Origin of the sequence: Streptomyces sp. NBC_00667, from assembly GCF_036226825.1 — a bacterium.
Lineage (GTDB): Bacteria > Actinomycetota > Actinomycetes > Streptomycetales > Streptomycetaceae > Streptomyces.
In genome coordinates, this window is the sequence record NZ_CP109022.1 from 6,095,757 (window position 1) to 6,111,010 (window position 15,254).

Annotated in this window: 16 protein-coding genes; 10 read left to right on the forward strand and 6 right to left on the reverse strand. The window is 71.7% G+C overall.

Annotation, left to right across the window (positions count from 1 at the left end; genetic code table 11):
- Nucleotides 1-39: 39 nt before the first annotated feature.
- Together OHA81_RS27720 and OHA81_RS27725 are read left to right on the forward strand one after the other, a co-directional pair.
- Nucleotides 40-882, forward strand: a complete 843-nt coding sequence (locus OHA81_RS27720) for a class II glutamine amidotransferase (RefSeq protein ID WP_329200313.1) — start codon at nt 40-42, stop codon at nt 880-882.
- A gap of 334 nt (nt 883-1,216) precedes the next feature.
- Nucleotides 1,217-1,759 (forward strand): isochorismatase family cysteine hydrolase, encoded by a 543-nt coding sequence (locus tag OHA81_RS27725; protein WP_329200315.1) that lies wholly within the window; start codon nt 1,217-1,219, stop codon nt 1,757-1,759.
- Between the two features lie 9 nt (nt 1,760-1,768).
- Here OHA81_RS27725 and OHA81_RS27730 read toward each other — a convergent pair whose 3' ends face one another.
- Complete coding sequence (locus tag OHA81_RS27730) at nt 1,769-2,290, reverse strand: DUF1360 domain-containing protein (protein WP_329200316.1); 522 nt, start codon at nt 2,288-2,290, stop codon at nt 1,769-1,771.
- Nucleotides 2,291-2,480: 190 nt separating this feature from the next.
- On the opposite strand from OHA81_RS27730, the gene qcrB reads away from it, so the two are divergent.
- Complete coding sequence (gene qcrB / locus OHA81_RS27735) at nt 2,481-4,127, forward strand: cytochrome bc1 complex cytochrome b subunit (RefSeq protein ID WP_329200317.1); 1,647 nt, start codon at nt 2,481-2,483, stop codon at nt 4,125-4,127.
- An 8-nt stretch (nt 4,128-4,135) separates the two neighbouring features.
- Here the strand turns inward: qcrB and ctaF are convergent, their stop codons facing one another.
- Together ctaF and ctaD are read right to left on the reverse strand one after the other, a co-directional pair.
- Nucleotides 4,136-4,525 carry an aa3-type cytochrome oxidase subunit IV gene (gene ctaF / locus OHA81_RS27740; RefSeq protein WP_329200319.1) on the reverse strand — a complete coding sequence of 130 codons (390 nt, stop codon included), beginning with the start codon at nt 4,523-4,525 and terminating at the stop codon, nt 4,136-4,138.
- On the reverse strand, nt 4,515-6,188 hold the full coding sequence (ctaD, locus tag OHA81_RS27745; protein WP_329200321.1) for an aa3-type cytochrome oxidase subunit I: 1,674 nt from the start codon (nt 6,186-6,188) through the stop codon (nt 4,515-4,517). Before ctaD ends, ctaF begins: the two co-directional genes overlap by 11 nt.
- 182 nt (nt 6,189-6,370) lie before the next feature.
- Here ctaD and OHA81_RS27750 point away from each other — a divergent pair, with 182 nt between their 5' ends.
- Nucleotides 6,371-7,855, forward strand: a complete 1,485-nt coding sequence (locus OHA81_RS27750; protein WP_329200323.1) for an MFS transporter — start codon at nt 6,371-6,373, stop codon at nt 7,853-7,855.
- Between the two features lie 481 nt (nt 7,856-8,336).
- Here the strand turns inward: OHA81_RS27750 and OHA81_RS27755 are convergent, their stop codons facing one another.
- Nucleotides 8,337-8,876 (reverse strand): DUF6328 family protein, encoded by a 540-nt coding sequence (locus OHA81_RS27755; protein ID WP_329200325.1) that lies wholly within the window; start codon nt 8,874-8,876, stop codon nt 8,337-8,339.
- An 81-nt stretch (nt 8,877-8,957) separates the two neighbouring features.
- Nucleotides 8,958-9,131, reverse strand: coding sequence for a CsbD family protein (locus OHA81_RS27760; protein ID WP_329200327.1), 174 nt, complete (start codon nt 9,129-9,131; stop codon nt 8,958-8,960).
- Nucleotides 9,132-9,245: 114 nt separating this feature from the next.
- Between OHA81_RS27760 and OHA81_RS27765 the strand changes: the two genes are divergently transcribed.
- Nucleotides 9,246-10,340, forward strand: coding sequence for a carboxylate-amine ligase (locus tag OHA81_RS27765; protein WP_329200329.1), 1,095 nt, complete (start codon nt 9,246-9,248; stop codon nt 10,338-10,340).
- A 143-nt stretch (nt 10,341-10,483) separates the two neighbouring features.
- Here OHA81_RS27765 and OHA81_RS27770 read toward each other — a convergent pair whose 3' ends face one another.
- Complete coding sequence (locus tag OHA81_RS27770; protein WP_329200331.1) at nt 10,484-10,876, reverse strand: DUF5997 family protein; 393 nt, start codon at nt 10,874-10,876, stop codon at nt 10,484-10,486.
- A 57-nt stretch (nt 10,877-10,933) separates the two neighbouring features.
- Between OHA81_RS27770 and OHA81_RS27775 the strand changes: the two genes are divergently transcribed.
- The 5 genes from OHA81_RS27775 (at nt 10,934) to OHA81_RS27795 (ending at nt 15,252) form a co-directional block, all read left to right on the forward strand.
- Nucleotides 10,934-11,710, forward strand: coding sequence for a LysR substrate-binding domain-containing protein (locus OHA81_RS27775; RefSeq protein WP_329200333.1), 777 nt, complete (start codon nt 10,934-10,936; stop codon nt 11,708-11,710).
- A gap of 38 nt (nt 11,711-11,748) precedes the next feature.
- On the forward strand, nt 11,749-12,375 hold the full coding sequence (locus OHA81_RS27780; RefSeq protein WP_329200335.1) for an alpha-ketoglutarate-dependent dioxygenase AlkB: 627 nt from the start codon (nt 11,749-11,751) through the stop codon (nt 12,373-12,375).
- An 80-nt stretch (nt 12,376-12,455) separates the two neighbouring features.
- Nucleotides 12,456-13,409 (forward strand): tellurite resistance/C4-dicarboxylate transporter family protein, encoded by a 954-nt coding sequence (locus OHA81_RS27785; RefSeq protein WP_329200336.1) that lies wholly within the window; start codon nt 12,456-12,458, stop codon nt 13,407-13,409.
- Between the two features lie 32 nt (nt 13,410-13,441).
- Nucleotides 13,442-13,876, forward strand: a complete 435-nt coding sequence (locus OHA81_RS27790) for a VOC family protein (protein ID WP_329200338.1) — start codon at nt 13,442-13,444, stop codon at nt 13,874-13,876.
- A 167-nt stretch (nt 13,877-14,043) separates the two neighbouring features.
- Nucleotides 14,044-15,252 carry an RNA ligase gene (locus tag OHA81_RS27795; protein ID WP_329200340.1) on the forward strand — a complete coding sequence of 403 codons (1,209 nt, stop codon included), beginning with the start codon at nt 14,044-14,046 and terminating at the stop codon, nt 15,250-15,252.
- The last annotated feature ends 2 nt before the right edge of the window (nt 15,253-15,254 follow it).

The window sequence follows — 15,254 nt, forward strand, 5'->3', positions numbered from 1 at the left end:
GCGTTAGGCTCGAACCATGTGCTGAAAGGGGTGCCGCCGATGTGCCGCTGGCTCGCGTACTCGGGATCACCGGTCCTGCTCGACACCGTCCTCTACCGTCCCGAGCACTCGCTCATCAACCAGAGCCTGCACGCCCGGATGGGCGTCGAGACGACGAACGGCGACGGCTTCGGCATCGGCTGGTACAGCGAGCACGGGGACGGCACCCCGGCGGTGTTCCGTGACATCGGACCGGCCTGGAACAACCAGAACCTCCGCGAGCTGGCGGCCCACGTCAGCTCGCGGCTCTTCTTCGCCCACGTCCGCGCCTCGACCGGTTCGGCCGTCCAGCAGACCAACTGCCATCCCTTCCGGCACGGCCGGTGGCTGTGGATGCACAACGGGGCGATCACCGACTTCCAGAGGCTCCAGCGGGACCTGTACATGGCCGTCGACCCGGCGCTCTTCCCCTCCATCGAGGGCTCCACGGACTCCGAGGTCATGTTCTACCTGGCCGTCACCTTCGGCCTGGACCAGGACGTGCCGGGCGCCGTGGCCCGGATGGCCGGACTGGTCGAACGCCTCGGCAAGGAACACGGCGTCGACGACCCGCTCCAGATGACGGTCGCCGTCAGCGACGGGCACAAGGTGTGGGCGTTCCGCTACTCCAGCCAGCGCAGGTCACGGTCGCTGTTCTACAGCAGCAGGGCCGACACCGTCCGCGAGCTGTACCCGGAGCTGCCCTACCTGCGGAAGGTCTCCGACGACACCCGCCTGGTGGTCTCCGAACCGCTGGGTGACCTGCCCGGCGTGTGGAACGAACTCCCCGAGGCGAGCTATGTCGTCCTCCCCACCGGCGAGGAAGAGGAGGAGTACCTGCCCTTCATCCCCGAGCCTCCGTGAGCCGGTTCATCCCCGGCCCTCCCCGAGCCGCACCGCGGACCGCCCCCAACGGGCCATGGACCAGCCGCATGTGTGCGCGATTCCCCTCACGTGCAGGTACGTGCCCTGCACCCCGTGGCCGAAGCCGGCCCGGTCGTGCTCCGGGCAGATCTCGGCCCGCCCCGCGGGAGCCGGGGGCGCGCGGCACGCCCTGCCTCGCGGCTGACCCGTCACAGCCCGGACAAACCCCGGCGCGAGGGTGGTCGCGCCGGGCATCGCGGGGAGCGGGGCGGGTAGCAGCCGAAGACCGGAGGGGCGCCTCCGGACGGTCAGCGCACGCACGGGAGGTCCCGACATGACAGGCAGCGCACTCGTCGTCATCGACATGATCAACCGGTACGAGCACGCCGACGCGGAGCTGCTGCTGCCCTCCGCCCGCCAGGCCGTGCCCCGTATCCAGCTCCTCCTGGAGCGCGCCAGACGCGGCCGCACCCCCGTCATCTACGTCAACGACAACTTCGGCCAGTGGCGCTCCCACCACGGGGAGATCCTGGAGACCGCACTCGACGGACCGCACGCCGACCTGGTGAAACCGCTCATCCCCGACGAGGACGCCCTCTTCGTGCTCAAGGCCCGCCACTCGATCTTCTTCGAGACACCGCTCGCCTACCTGCTGGGGCAACTCGAAGTCGACCACCTGGTCCTGTGCGGGCAGGCGACCGAGCAGTGCGTGCTCTACTCCGCGCTGGACGCCCACATCCGCCACCTCGGGGTCACCGTCGTACGGGACGCGGTCGCGCACCTGCACCGGGACCTCGCCGAGGCGGCCCTGCGGATGATGGAGGTCAACATGTCCGCCCGCATCCGCAGCGCCGACGCCGAGGACCTCCCGCTCTGAGCGCCCCCCTCACCCCCCGTCCTGGAGCCGGGCGCGGCACAGCTGGAGCAGGTCCGCCCCCGTCAGGGCCGCCAGTGAACCGACCGCGAACCGGGTGAAGGCGGGCGCGAACACGTATCCGGCGCCGAGCCCCGTGGTCACCCACAGCCCCAGACAGAACGGGCAGGTCAGCAGCTCGCCGACCGCGTGCCGCACCCCCGAACCCCGGACGTCCTCCTCCAGCTCGGCCGGTCCGGAAGTACCGCGGTAGCGGGCGAAGGGAGCGCGCAACGGGCTGGTCACGGGGTCCTTCGCGAGGGTGTGCGCCACCCAGTGGGTGGCGCCGCCGAGCAGCAGCACGTCGGACGGGGAGAGCCGCGGTACCGGCCTGCGCGCGGCCCGGGCGGCGGCCACGAGCCCCGCGACGCCCGCGCCGTACGCCCCCATGAGCGCCAGATACCCCTTGAGCGGCCGCTCCTCGTCACCCGCGTAGGCGCGCTCCTCGCGGTCCGCGCGGCGCCGGGCACCGCTCAGGGCTTGGGTGAGATCCATGGGACGACTCCTCCGTGGGCGGACGTGGTATCCGTCGGCGCCTACCCCGGGCCGCCCCCGCCACGCCCCCGTCCGCCGGCAGCGACCAGGTGACTGCGGGTCCCGGTACGGGCGCGCCGTCCGGTCCGCCGCCCGACCGGCCCGGCACAGTGGCTCCCGGTGCCGGTCACGCGGACAGGAGGTGCCCCGGGTGCTGGGGTCACGGCGCAAGGCCCGGCTGCGCGACCGGGCACGTCGCGCGGCGGTGCGGGCCTTCCACAAGGCGGACGCCCGGCTGCCCCTGGGGGAGCTGGCGCGCGGGGTGATGCGCAAGGTGTTCCCCGACCACTGGTCGTTCCTGCTCGGGGAACTCGCGCTGTACGGCTTCCTCGTCCTGCTGCTGACCGGGGTCTACCTGACCTTCTTCTTCGAGCCCTCGATGAGCGAGGGCCCCTACCAGGGTTCGTACGCTCCGCTGCGCGGGGTCCCGATGTCCCGGGCCTACCTCTCCACCCTCAGGATCAGCTTCGACGTGCGCGGCGGACTGCTGATCCGCCAGACCCACCACTGGGCGGCGATCCTCTTCCTCGCCGCGATCGGCGCCCACATGCTGCGCGTGTTCCTGACCGGCGCCTTCCGCCGTCCGCGCGAGGCCAACTGGACGATCGGGGTCACCCTGTTCCTGCTCTCGCTCCTGGAAGGCTTCTGCGGCTACTCGCTCCCCGACGACCTGCTCTCCGGCACCGGACTGCGCATCGCCCAGGGCATCGTCCTGTCCGTCCCCGTGGCCGGCAGCTACCTCGGCATGTTCGTCTTCGGTGGCCAGTTCCCGGGCCACGACATCGTGCCCAGGCTCTACCCGGTGCACGTCCTGCTGGTCCCCGGCCTGCTCCTGGGACTGATCACGGTGCACCTCCTGCTGGTGTTCACCCTCAAGCACACCCAGTGGCCCGGCCCCGGCAGGACCGGCCGCAACGTCGTCGGACTGCCCTTCTTCCCCCAGTACCTCGCCAAGTCCGGCGGCCTGTTCTTCATGGTCTTCGGCCTGCTCGCGGCGCTCGGCGCACTCGCGCAGGTCAACCCCGTCTGGGCCTACGGCCCCTACCGCTCCGACATCGTCTCCACCGGCTCCCAGCCCGACTGGTACGTCGGATTCCTGGAGGGGGCGCTGCGCCTGATGCCCGGGGCGGAGACCCGGCTGTGGGGGCACACCGTGTCCTGGAACCCCCTGCTGACGGGGGTGGTCCTGCCCGGACTGCTCTTCGCGGTCCTGTACTGCTACCCGTACTTCGAGCGCTGGGTCACCGGCCCGACCGGCGAACGGCACCTGTGCGACCGGCCCCGCAACCGGCCCGTCCGCACCGGCCTGGGCGTGGCGGCCCTTTCCTGGTACGCCGTGCTGCTCCTCGCGGGCGGCCAGGACATCGTCGCCTACGTCTTCGACGTCCCCGTGGCGGGCGTGACCAGGGTGCTGCGCGCCGGGTTCTTCGTCGTACCGGCGGCCGCGTTCTGGCTGACCAGACGCCTCTGCCTGGCCCTGCAGGAGCGAGAACGGGAACTGCTGGACGAGGGCGAGGAGACCGGCCTGGTGACCCAGGGCCCGGAAGGCGGCTTCCACCCGGAGCACACGGCGCTGCCCGGCCCCGCCCGTCACGCCGTTCTCGTACGGGACGTGCCACGGCCCCTGGAACCCGCCGGCCCCGCTCCGCGGCGGCTCGCCGAGCGGACGCGCACCGCGCTCAGCGCCTGGTACTACCGCGACCGGATCCGCTACCCGGCGACCCCCGAGCAGCGCCGCCGGATCGCGGCGGTCCTCGCCGGCCCCGACCAGGAACAACCGCCGCCGCGGGACGGGTGACGGCAGCCCTACTCCGGGTGGCCCAGCTCCTGGAAGGCGAAGCCGAGGACCCCCGGCAGCAGCACGCCGAACCCCACGAGGCACAGCCACAGGCCCTGGACCACGCCGAGCCCGATCAGCGCGTTGCCCGCAGCCGTGAGGACGGGGGCGAAGCTGCGGGCGGGGAAGTACAGCCGCCGTCCGGCGGTGTCCCGTACCTCGGCCGCCCCACGGTCCTCAGGGCGCTCGCCGCCCCGAGCCCGCTGCCGCCACAGGAAGGCGGCGACCAGGGCCGACATCCCGAAGGACACGCACAGCGCGGCGCGCCCCGCCGGATCGGGGGAGAACCATCCGTAGACGGCGGCCGTCACCGCGAAGAACGCGGCCGTACCGGTGAACAGCCAGGCTTCACCCTTCACGGGGCACCTCCGGGTGGTGCAGGTCGAAGGCGGGGGACTCCGAGCGGATCCGGGGCAGCGCGTGGAAGTTGTGCCGCGGGGGAGGACAACCGGTCGCCCACTCCAGGGAACGCCCCCAGCCCCACGGATCGTCCACCCCGACCGGCGTACCGTGGCGCCGCGTCTTCCACACGTTGTAGAGGAAGGGCAGGGTCGACAGCCCCAGCAGGAACGACCCCGCGCTGGACACGGAGTTGAGGACGGTGAAACCGTCGCCTGCGAGGTAGTCCGCGTACCGGCGCGGCATGCCCGCCTCGCCGAGCCAGTGCTGCACCAGGAACGTCGTCTGGAAACCGGTGAACAGGGTCCAGAAATGGATCTTTCCGAGCCGCTCGTCCAGCATCAGGCCGGTGAACTTCGGCCACCAGAAGTAGAACCCGGCGAAGGTGGCGAAGACGATCGTCCCGAAGAGCACGTAGTGCAGGTGTGCGACGACGAAGTAGCTGTCCGTCAGGTGGAAGTCCAGCGGGGGCGAGGCGACCAGCACCCCGGACAGGCCGCCGAGCAGGAACGTGACGAGGAAGCCCAGGGACCACAGCATCGGCGTCTCGAAGGACAGCGACCCGTGCCACATCGTCCCGATCCAGTTGAAGAACTTCACCCCCGTCGGGACGGCGATCAGGAAGGAGAGCAGGGAGAAGAACGGCAGCAGCACCGCGCCGGTCGCGAACATGTGGTGCGCCCACACCGTCGCGGACAGCCCCGTGATGGCGATGGTCGCACCGATCAGGGCCTGGTAGCCGAACATCGGCTTCCTGCTGAACACCGGGACGATCTCGCTGATCACCCCGAAGAACGGCAGGGCCACGATGTACACCTCCGGATGCCCGAAGAACCAGAAGAGGTGCTGCCACAGCAGGGCGCCCCCGCTCGCGGCCTCGAAGACGTGCGCGCCGAACCTGCGGTCTGCCTCCAGGACCAGCAGGGTCGCGGTGAGCACCGGGAAGGCCAGCAGCGCCAGGATCGAGGTGAACAGGACGTTCCAGGTGAAGATAGGCATCCGGAACAGCGTCATCCCCGGCGCACGCAGACACACGATGGTGGCGATGAAGTTCACCGCACCGAGGATCGTGCTCAGCCCCGCCACCGCCAAGCCCATGACCCACAGGTCGGGCCCGGTGCCGGGGGAGTGCGCCGCGCCGTTCAGCGGTGCGTACGCGAACCAGCCGAAGGCCGCCGGGCCGTCCGCCGTCAGGAATCCGCCCAGCACCATCAGGCCACCGAAGAGGTAGACCCAGTAGGTGAAGGCGTTCATCCGGGGGAAGGCCACATCGGGCGAGCCGATCTGCAACGGCATCAGCGCGTTGGCGAATCCGGTGAAGGTCGGCGTCGCGAACAGCAGCATCATGATCGTGCCGTGGATGGTGAACAGCTCGTTGTACTGCTGGTTCGACATGAACTGCATGCCGGGACGTGCCAGTTCGGCGCGCATCATCATGGCGAGCACGCCCGCGAAGAGGAAGAACGCGAACGCGGTGACGAGGTAGAGACCGCCGATCACCTTGTGGTCGGTGGTCGACAGCCACCGCAGCACGGCCGTGCCGTGACGCGTGCGCCGTTCGGTGCCGGCCGAGGGCCGGTCATCCGGGGGCGCCACATCCGGCGCGCGGTCCACCGACGTCATCCGTCCTCCAGGGAGCCTCGCGGCGCGGGGACCCGCGGCCCGCGTGCCGTACGTCTGCCTACAGGCCGCCGGGCCGTCACGGTCGGCGGCGCGCCAGGGAGGATGCGCCGTGTCGCCCGTGCAGGCTGCCGCGAACCTTTACGGTCGGTTTACGGCCGGACACGCAGGGCAGACGCCGGGTCATGGCTGATCTTGTGGAAGAGGGGACCGTCACCACCAAGGTCCCCGCGCGGTTGGACCGGCTGCCCTGGTCGCGGTGGCACTGGATGATCGTGATCGGGCTGGGAACCGTATGGATCCTGGACGGTCTCGAAGTCACCATCGTCGGCAACATCGCGAGCCGGCTCTCCGAGCGCGGCAGCGGGCTCGACATCACGGACGCCCAGGTCACCGGCATGGCGGCGGCCCTGTACGTGGCCGGTGCCTGTTCCGGCGCACTCGTCTTCGGACGGCTGACGGACCTGTTCGGGCGCAAGAGGCTCTTCCTCATCACCCTCGGCGTCTACCTGGCGGCCACCGCCCTGACCGCGATCTCGTTCTCCTCCTGGTGGTTCTTCGTCTTCCGGTTCCTCACCGGTTTCGGCATCGGCGGCGAATACGCCGCGATCAACTCCGCGATCGACGAGCTGATCCCCAGCAAGTACCGCGGCCGCGTCGACCTCGTCATCAACGGCACCTTCTGGCTCGGCGCGATCGCCGGGGCACTGCTGTCCGTCCTCGCCCTCGACACCGGCCTCTTCCCGGTCTGGCTGGGCTGGCGGCTGACCTTCGCCCTGGGCGTGGTCCTCGGGCTGGTGATCCTCCTGGTGCGCCGCCACGTACCCGAGAGCCCCCGGTGGATGTTCATCCACGGCAAGGCGACCGAGGCCGAGGAACTCGTCACCGAAGTCGAACGGCGGGTGGAGGAGGAGAAGGGCGAGCCGCTGCCGGAGCCGGGCGAGGCCATCACCGTCACCCAGCGGCGCAGCACCGGCTTCGGCGAGATCGCCAGAACGGTGTTCCGGTCCTACCCCCGCCGGGCCGCCCTCGGACTGTCGCTCTTCATCGGCCAGGCCTTCCTGTACAACGCGATCACCTTCGGGTTCGGCAGCATCCTGGTCAAGTTCTTCGACGTCCCGTCGGGCCGCACCGGCTACTACTTCGCCGTCATCGCCTTCGGCAACTTCCTCGGACCCCTGCTCCTGGGACGGCTCTTCGACACCGTCGGACGCCGCCCGATGATCGCGGGCACGTACATCCTCTCGGGGCTGCTGCTCTTCGGGACGGCGTGGCTCTTCGACGCGGGACGGCTGAACGCGGCGACCATGACCGCCTGCTGGTGCGTGGTGCTCTTCTTCGCCTCCGCGGGTGCCAGCTCGGCCTACCTGACCGTCAGCGAGATCTTCCCGATGGAGACGCGGGCCATGGCGATCGCCTTCTTCTATGCCGTCGGCACGGCGGCCGGCGGCATCTCCGGCCCGCTGCTCTTCGCCGACCTGACCTCCAGCGGGGTGGTGGGCGACGCGGTGATCGCCTTCTGCGTGGGCGCCTCCTTGATGGTGGCGGCCGGAGTGGTCGCGGTCTTCTTCGCCGTCGCCGCGGAGGGGCGCTCGCTGGAACAGATCGCCACCCCCCTCTCCGCGCGGGCGGCCGAGCCCGCCCCGGTCGCCCGACCGGTGGGCGGCTGAGCAACCCCGTACGCCCCCCGGCCCCCGGATGCCGCAATGCGGTCCGGGGGCCGCGTCACGTACGAAACCATGCGGAAACCGCCCGGACCGGGTCTACTCGGAACGTCGGGACCAGCGGGCGGTGCGGTTGCGGACCGTGTCCGCGGGCAAGCGGAGGGAACGCGTCGGCCACAGGGAGTGGCGCGCGCACGAGACGGAGAGCCGAGGTGAACCGCATGGAGCGGCCCAAGGAGCCACTACGGACCGGCCGGGAGCCGGAGACGCACGAGGCGGGCGCGCACGGGCCCGGCCCGCGGGGGGCCGCCGGCACGCCGGGCCACGACCCCAAGACCCCCGAGCCCGAGGGCCCCGGGCCCACGCCCGGCCCCGGCGCGGTACCCCGTGACCCGCGCCCCGCACGCCCCGGGGAGAAACCGCCGCCCGGGCCCGCACCGAAATCGCCGTCGCCCGCCGAACAGCCGCCCGCCCAGGAGCCCCCGGACTAGTCGCGCTGCGTGGTGTGCCGGTGGCGCACCCACAGCGGCAGCGCGAACCAGCACAGCAGGTACCAGGCCAGGACGCCCGCCACCAGCCACGGGACCAGCGCGTCGTGCGTCGCCACCCGGAGGATGAGGAGCAGGGCCGTGCACAGGGTCATCAGCAGCAGCACGATGCCCGTCATCGTCAGCCGGGAGGCCCAGGTGACCGCTTCGGGCTTGATGCGGCGACGGAAGACGATCCGGTGGAAGGCGACGGGACCGATGAGGGCCCCCGTGGCCAGTGAGCCGAGGATGACGGTGATCAGGTAAATCGTCCGGTCCGTCTGTTCGAGATTTCCGAAGACGGGGGTGAAGGCCACGGTGAGGAGGAAACCGAACAGGATCTGCACGCCGGTCTGGGCCACGCGGATCTCCTGCACCAATTCGCCCCACTGGCGGTCCGCCCGCTCCTCGGGACTCTCGTTGCGCCCATCGTCCCCGCGGGTCCCGGCGGGGTCCCGCGCACCCGGGTCCGTCTTCCTCTCGGCGTCGTCGGCGGGCATGGGACCTCCTTGCGGAACGGAAGGTGCCTCCCGGCACCGCGAGGGTGCTCGGGAGGCACGGGAAGAGCTGGAGGGAAGGAGTCAGTCCTTGAGGGTGTCCTTGATCTTCTCCTTGGCCTGCCGGGCGTCGTCCTTGGCCTGCTCGGCGCGGCCCTCCGCGGTGAGCCGTTCGTTGCCGACGGCCCGGCCTGCGGCTTCCTTGACCTTGCCCTTGGCCTGCTCGCCCTTGGACTTCGCCTTCTCGTCACCGGACATGGCATTCACTCCATCGGAAAGGGAAATGCGGACCTTGAAGCATCTGACCGAGAACGGCCGCCACAAACCCGCGGAGCCGGAATTCATCCCGGAATTCATGGGTAGCCGCCGGACATGATCACCGTCGGGGTCGAGGAAGAGTACGTCCTGCTGCACCCTTCCACCCATCTGCCGATGCCCCTCGCGGAAGAGGTGCGCGTCGCGGCCGGCCTCGGGTCGTTCGTGGACGAGGGCGAGGTGCAGGACGAGCTCCTCCAGGCACAGATCGAGGTCGCCACGCCCATCTGCACGGACCTCGGCGAGGTGGGCGGGCACCTGCTGCGGCTGCGCCATGCCGTGGTGTCCGCGGCGGAGGACAAGGGGTGCCGGGTCGCGATGTCCGCCACCGCGCCCCTCAAGGACGGCACGCCCCCCGCGGTCACCCAGAAGCCGCGCTACCTGCGGATGCGGGAGGAGGCCCGGCGGCTGGTCGACGAGCAGCTGATCAACGGCATGCACGTCCACGTGGCGGTTCCGGGCCGGGAGATGGGCGTGGCCGTACTCAACCGGATCCGCGTCTGGCTCCCCACCCTGCTGGCCATGTCGGGGAACTCGCCGCTGTGGGACGGGCGGGACACCGGCTTCGCCAGCTGGCGCACCATCGTCTTCGGGCGCTGGCCGGTCAGCGGTCCGCCGCCCTGCTTCGCCGGCCTCGCGGACTACGAGAAGCGCATCGGGGCGCTCCTGGAGTCGGGGGTCATCACCGACCGCGGCCAGCTGTACTGGCAGGCGCGGCTCTCGGACCGCTACCCGACGATCGAGGTGCGCTGCCTCGACGTCCAACTGGAGGCGGACGACGCCGTGCTGTTCACCGGCATCATCCGGGCGCTCGTCGCCACCGCGATCGCCGAGGAGAACGCCGGGGCCCCGCCACCCGCATGCGCGCACGAACTGTTGCAGGCCGCGAACTGGCATGCCGCCCGGCACGGCCTGAACAGCACCCTCGTGGATCCCCGGGGCGGGCGGCACAGCGCCGGGGACGTGCTGTACCAGCTGACCGCGTACATCGCCCCCGCCCTGGAGGAGTCCGGGGACCACCGGGAGGTCAGCGCCCTGATGCACCGGCTGCTGCGCGAGGGCACTCCGGCCGACCGGCAGCGCCGCGCGCTCGCCGAGGGCGGCATGGCCGCCCTCGCGGACCTGATCACGGCCTCGGGCCCGGCCTGCTGAGGGGGGCCGGGCCGCTGAGGGGGGCCGGGCCGCTGACGGGGGCCGCCCGTTGACGGGGCCCGGCCCCCCCCCGGCAGCGCGCCCGTACATGCGTGAAGGGGTCCCGGACGACGGTCCGGGACCCCTTCACGCATACAGGGCGGTCAGCTCTCGCGGGCCGCTCGCTCAGCCTGCTTCTCCTTGATCCGCACCGCTTCCTTGCGGACCTCCGCCTGTGTGGCGCGCTCCTTCTGGAGCCACTCGGGCGCCTCGTCCTTGAGGGCGTCGATCTGCTCGGTGGTCAGCGCCTCCGTGATCCCGCCGCGGGCGAGGCCGGCGATCGAGATGCCCAGCTTCGCCGCTACCACGGGCCGGGGGTGCGGGCCGTTGCGTCGCAGCTCCTGGAGCCAGGCCGGCGGATCGGCCTGGAGCGCGTTCAGCTCGGTGCGCGAGACGACACCCTCCTGGAACTCGGCGGGTGTGGCCTCTAGGTACACACCCAGCTTCTTCGCCGCGGTCGCGGGCTTCATGGTCTGGGTGGTCTTGTGCGACGTCATGTCCCCAGGGTATCGAGCATGTGCGCTACCTCTGACCACGGCCGGTAATCTGGCCGGGTGACAGGCTCGGAAGTACCTCCCCAGTTCCGGCTCGCCTACGTTCCAGGGGTGACGCCCGCCAAATGGGTGCGGATCTGGAACGAGCGGCTGCCCGACGTCCCCCTGACGCTCGTACCCGTGTCCCCGGCCGAGGCCCCGGGAGTTCTGCGGGCCGGCGGCGCGGACGCGGGCTTCGTCCGGCTGCCGATCGACCGTACGGAACTCAGCGCGATCCCCCTGTACACCGAGACGACGGTGGTGGTGATCCCGAAGGACCACATCGTGGCGGCGGTCGAGGAGATCTCCACCGGGGACCTCGCCGACGAGATCGTGCTGCACCCCCTGGACGACACCCTGGACTGGGAGAGCCTGCCGGGCCGCCCCGCGATCGAGCGTCCCGAGACGACCGCCGACGCCATCGAGCTGGTCGCGGCCGGCGTGGGGGTACTCGTCGTACCGCAGTCGCTCGCCCGTCTCCACCACCGCAGGGACCTCACGTACCGGCCGGTGACGGGCGCGCCGGAATCGCGCGTCGCGTTGTCCTGGCCCGAGGAGGAGACCACCGACCTGGTCGAGGAGTTCATCGGGATCGTGCGCGGCCGTACGGTCAACAGCACGCGCGGCCGCAAGCAGGGCGCGGCCCAGGCTCCCGCGCAGCCCAAGGCCAAGCGCACCGACAAGGCGGCCGGAGCGGCCCGCAAGCCCGCCCAGGGGAAGAACCCGCGCGGCGGCTCGGGCGGCGCGCGGGGCGCCAAGAACACGGGCCGCGGCAAGCCCGGACGGGGCCGCAAGTAAATCGAGCAGGTGTTCGGGTACGGGAGTAGGCTGGAGCCATGCACGCGCTCCAGGGATCCCTCTTCGACCAGACCGACGAGATCCGGCTCGGCCCGCTCGCCGGGCTGTGCCGGACCGACCTGGGAGCCGGCGCCTGGGTCGACCACCTGCCCGGCTGGCTGACCGGCGCCGACGCGCTGTTCGAAAGGCTCGCCGCCGACGTGCCCTGGCAGGCCGAGCGGCGCCGGATGTACGACCGCGAGGTCGCCGTGCCCCGGCTGCTGTCCTACTACCGGGCCGGGGAGCCGCTCCCGCACCCCGTCCTCACCGAAGCCCGCACGGCGCTCGACCGGTACTACGCCGAGGAGCTCGGCGAGCCCTTCGTCACCGCCGGACTGTGCCTCTACCGCGACGGCCGCGACAGCGTGGCCTGGCACGGGGACCGCACCGGCCGCTCCGCCACCGAGGACACGATGGTCGCCATCCTCTCCGTGGGTGACCCGCGCGACCTGGCGATCCGCCCCCGCGACGGCGGTCCCACGCTGCTGCGCCTGCCCCTGGGCCACGGCGACCTCGTGGTGATGGGCGGCTCCTGCCAGCGCACCATGGAGCACGCGGTGCCGAAGTCGACGCGGGCCGTCGGCCCCCGCATCAGCATCCAGTTCCGTACCCAAGGCGTCGCCTGACCCCCTGTGACCGACGCCCGGCCGCCGCGAGCGGGCCGGTCCGGCTGGCGGCCCGTCGGCGGCTGGTGTCCGCTGGAGGGGTGAGCGCCCTGCCCGTGCGCCGGCGGTGGACCGGCCTGCCGCCCGCCGCGGGCGCCGCCGTGATGGCTTCCGGGATCATCTCCGCCGGCCTGAGCCTGACCGGCCACGACCTGCTCTCCCTGGTCGCGCTCGCCGTCGCCGGGGCCCTGTGGCTGGTCCTCGCCGCCGACTTCGCGACCCGGCTGGTCGGCGACAGGGGCCGCTTCCGGGCCGAAGCGGACACCCCGCCCGCCCTCAACGCCGTGGCCGCCACCACCGTGCTCGGCGCCCGTCTCTCCCAGCTCGGCTGGCAGGGCGCGGCCGCCCTCCTGCTGGCGCTGGCCGCGGCGCTCTGGCCCGGGCTGCTGTACGCCGTCCTGCGGCACTGGCCCAGGCACCGTCTCCCGGGCACCGCCTTCCTCGTCTGCGTGGCCACCCAGGGCCTGGCCGTCCTCGCCGCCGAGCTGTCCGACGCCGACCACCACACCTGGCTCGGCCGGGCGGCCCTGGTCTGCTTCGCTCTCGGGCTGCTGCTGTACGCGGCGGCCCTCGCCCGCTTCGACCTCCGCGAGGTGACCGGGGGCGCGGGCGACCACTGGGTGGCCGGCGGGGCGCTGTCCATCAGCGCCCTCGCGGGTTCGAAGCTCACCGCGTCACCCGAGTGGACGGGCGCCGGGCACGACGCCCTGCGCTCCCTCACCCTGGTGGCCCTCTGCGCCTCCCTCGCCTGGTACGCCGTGCTCCTGACGGCAGAGCTGCGCAGCCCCCGCCCCGGCTACGACATCCGCCGCTGGTCCACCGTGTTCCCCCTCGGCATGACGGCCACCGCCTGCCTCTCCGCCGCCGCACCCACCGGCGCGGGCTGGCTGCGCCCCGTGGGTGAGGTGCTCCTGTGGATCGCCGTGGCCGCCTGGATCCTGACCTTCGCGGCGTTCCTCACGACCCGCCTCGGAGAGGACCCGCGATCCCCGTAGCGCGGGAGGCGACTTGCGCATACGGTCCGGCCATGGCGTACACGTTCCAGGTGACCATCGACTCCAACAGCCCGCACTCCCTCGCCGACTGGTGGGCCGACGCCCTCGGTTGGGAAGTCGAGCCCAGCGACGAGGCGTTCATCCGCCGCATGATCGAGGAGGGTCGGGCCCGCGAGGACGACACCACCCTCCACAACGGCACCCTCGTCTGGAAGGCGGGCACCGGCATCCGTCACCCGGAAGGCCTCGAACGGGCGCCGCGCGTCCTCTTCCAGCTCGTACCGGAGACCAAGACGGTCAAGAACCGGGTCCACCTCGACGTGCGCACCGGTGACGAGGACCCGCAGACCGTGGTGGAGCGCCTCATCGCCAAAGGCGCCACGCGTCTGCACGAAGGCAGCCAGGGTCCCTTCACCTGGACCACCCTCGCCGACCCGCAGGGCAACGAACTCTGCATCTCCCACTGACCCTCTCCCTCTGACCGTCTCCCTTGGCTGTCTCCCCCTGACCGTCTCCCACGACCGGTTTCCCGCCGGCGCCGGGCGCCGTCGGCACGCCCTCCGGCCGGTCATAATTGATTACCGGGCCACCCTCCCGCACGTGAGAATGAGCCATCTCGACCCGGGAGGACCCCATGAGCCAGGCGTTCCTGACTCTGCATGACCTGCTGCCCGCACAGGAACTCAAGGCGGCGATCGACGCCGGGCACGTGACCCGCAAGGCGCACCCCGAACTGCCGCTGTCGATCTACACCTACACCCGCACGGCCCAGTACGAGCGGGTCTGGAACCAGGTCACCACGCGCTGCCGGGGCCTGGTCGCCGACGACGCCACCGGCCGGATCGTCGCCCTGCCCCTGCCGAAGTTCTTCAACGTGGGCGAGCACGAATCGGGTCAGCCGTACGCGCCCTCCCTGCCCGACGAACCCTTCGAGGTGTACGACAAGGTCGACGGCAGCCTCGCGGTCGTCTTCCACTACGCGGGCACCTGGCGCGCGGCCTCCAAGGGCTCCTTCATCAGCGAGCAGGCGACCTGGGCGCAGCGCCGTCTCGACGGCCGCGACACCAAGCACCTCGTACCCGGCGTCACCTACCTCGCCGAGATCCTCTACCCGCAGAACCGGATCGTCGTGGACTACGGCGACCGACGCGACCTGGTGCTCCTGGCCGCCTTCGGCCGGGACGGCGCCGAGGTGCCGCTCGCCGAAGCCGCCGGGCACTGGCGGGAGATCGGCTCGGTCGTCACCGTATGGCCGGCGATGCCGCTCGCCGAACTCCTCGCGCTCACCGAGTCCAGCACCCTGCCCGGCGGCGCCCCGGCCACCGGCACCGATGCCGAGGGCTTCGTCCTGCGCTTCGCCTCGGGCGTCCGCGCCAAGGCCAAGATCGCCGAGTACGTACGCCTGCACAAGGTGCTCACCGGCGTCACCGAGCGCGACATCTGGCGCAGCCACGGCATCCAGCGCTTCGCCGGCCTGCCCGCCAAGCAGCTCGCCCAGGGCCTGAACTGCAGTGTCGCCGACATCGAGGCCTCGGGCGGCAAGCCGCTCGACGCGCTGCTGCGGCAGGTGCCCGACGAGTTCGACGCATGGGTGCGTGAGGTCATCGAGCGGCTGGAGGAAGCCGCCGCGCGGCGCGAGCGCGCCATCGACGAGGCCTTCGGGTCACTGGCGCACCTGGCCGGTGACCGGGGTGCCTTCGCCCGGGCGGTGCGGGCGCTGCCCGACAGCGGGATCCGTTCCGCGCTGTTCTTGCGTCTGGACCACAAGCAGACCGAGCTCGTCACCTGGCGTGCCGTACGGCCGGAATCGGCCGACCCCTTCACCACCGATGAGGAGAACTGAGC

Bases quoted from the DNA above. Each gene is read 5' to 3' on its own strand.
- OHA81_RS27760 (WP_329200327.1), bottom strand. From the start codon at position 9,131: ATGTCCGGTGACGAGAAGGCGAAGTCCAAGGGCGAGCAGGCCAAGGGC.
- OHA81_RS27790 (WP_329200338.1), top strand. From the start codon at position 13,442: ATGGCGTACACGTTCCAGGTGACCATCGACTCCAACAGCCCGCACTCC.
- OHA81_RS27780 (WP_329200335.1), top strand. From the start codon at position 11,749: ATGCACGCGCTCCAGGGATCCCTCTTCGACCAGACCGACGAGATCCGG.
- OHA81_RS27795 (WP_329200340.1), top strand. From the start codon at position 14,044: ATGAGCCAGGCGTTCCTGACTCTGCATGACCTGCTGCCCGCACAGGAA.
- OHA81_RS27720 (WP_329200313.1), top strand. From the start codon at position 40: ATGTGCCGCTGGCTCGCGTACTCGGGATCACCGGTCCTGCTCGACACC.
- OHA81_RS27730 (WP_329200316.1), bottom strand. From the start codon at position 2,290: ATGGATCTCACCCAAGCCCTGAGCGGTGCCCGGCGCCGCGCGGACCGC.
- OHA81_RS27750 (WP_329200323.1), top strand. From the start codon at position 6,371: ATGGCTGATCTTGTGGAAGAGGGGACCGTCACCACCAAGGTCCCCGCG.
- OHA81_RS27755 (WP_329200325.1), bottom strand. From the start codon at position 8,876: ATGCCCGCCGACGACGCCGAGAGGAAGACGGACCCGGGTGCGCGGGAC.
- OHA81_RS27765 (WP_329200329.1), top strand. From the start codon at position 9,246: ATGATCACCGTCGGGGTCGAGGAAGAGTACGTCCTGCTGCACCCTTCC.
- ctaD (WP_329200321.1), bottom strand. From the start codon at position 6,188: ATGACGTCGGTGGACCGCGCGCCGGATGTGGCGCCCCCGGATGACCGG.
- OHA81_RS27725 (WP_329200315.1), top strand. From the start codon at position 1,217: ATGACAGGCAGCGCACTCGTCGTCATCGACATGATCAACCGGTACGAG.
- OHA81_RS27770 (WP_329200331.1), bottom strand. From the start codon at position 10,876: ATGACGTCGCACAAGACCACCCAGACCATGAAGCCCGCGACCGCGGCG.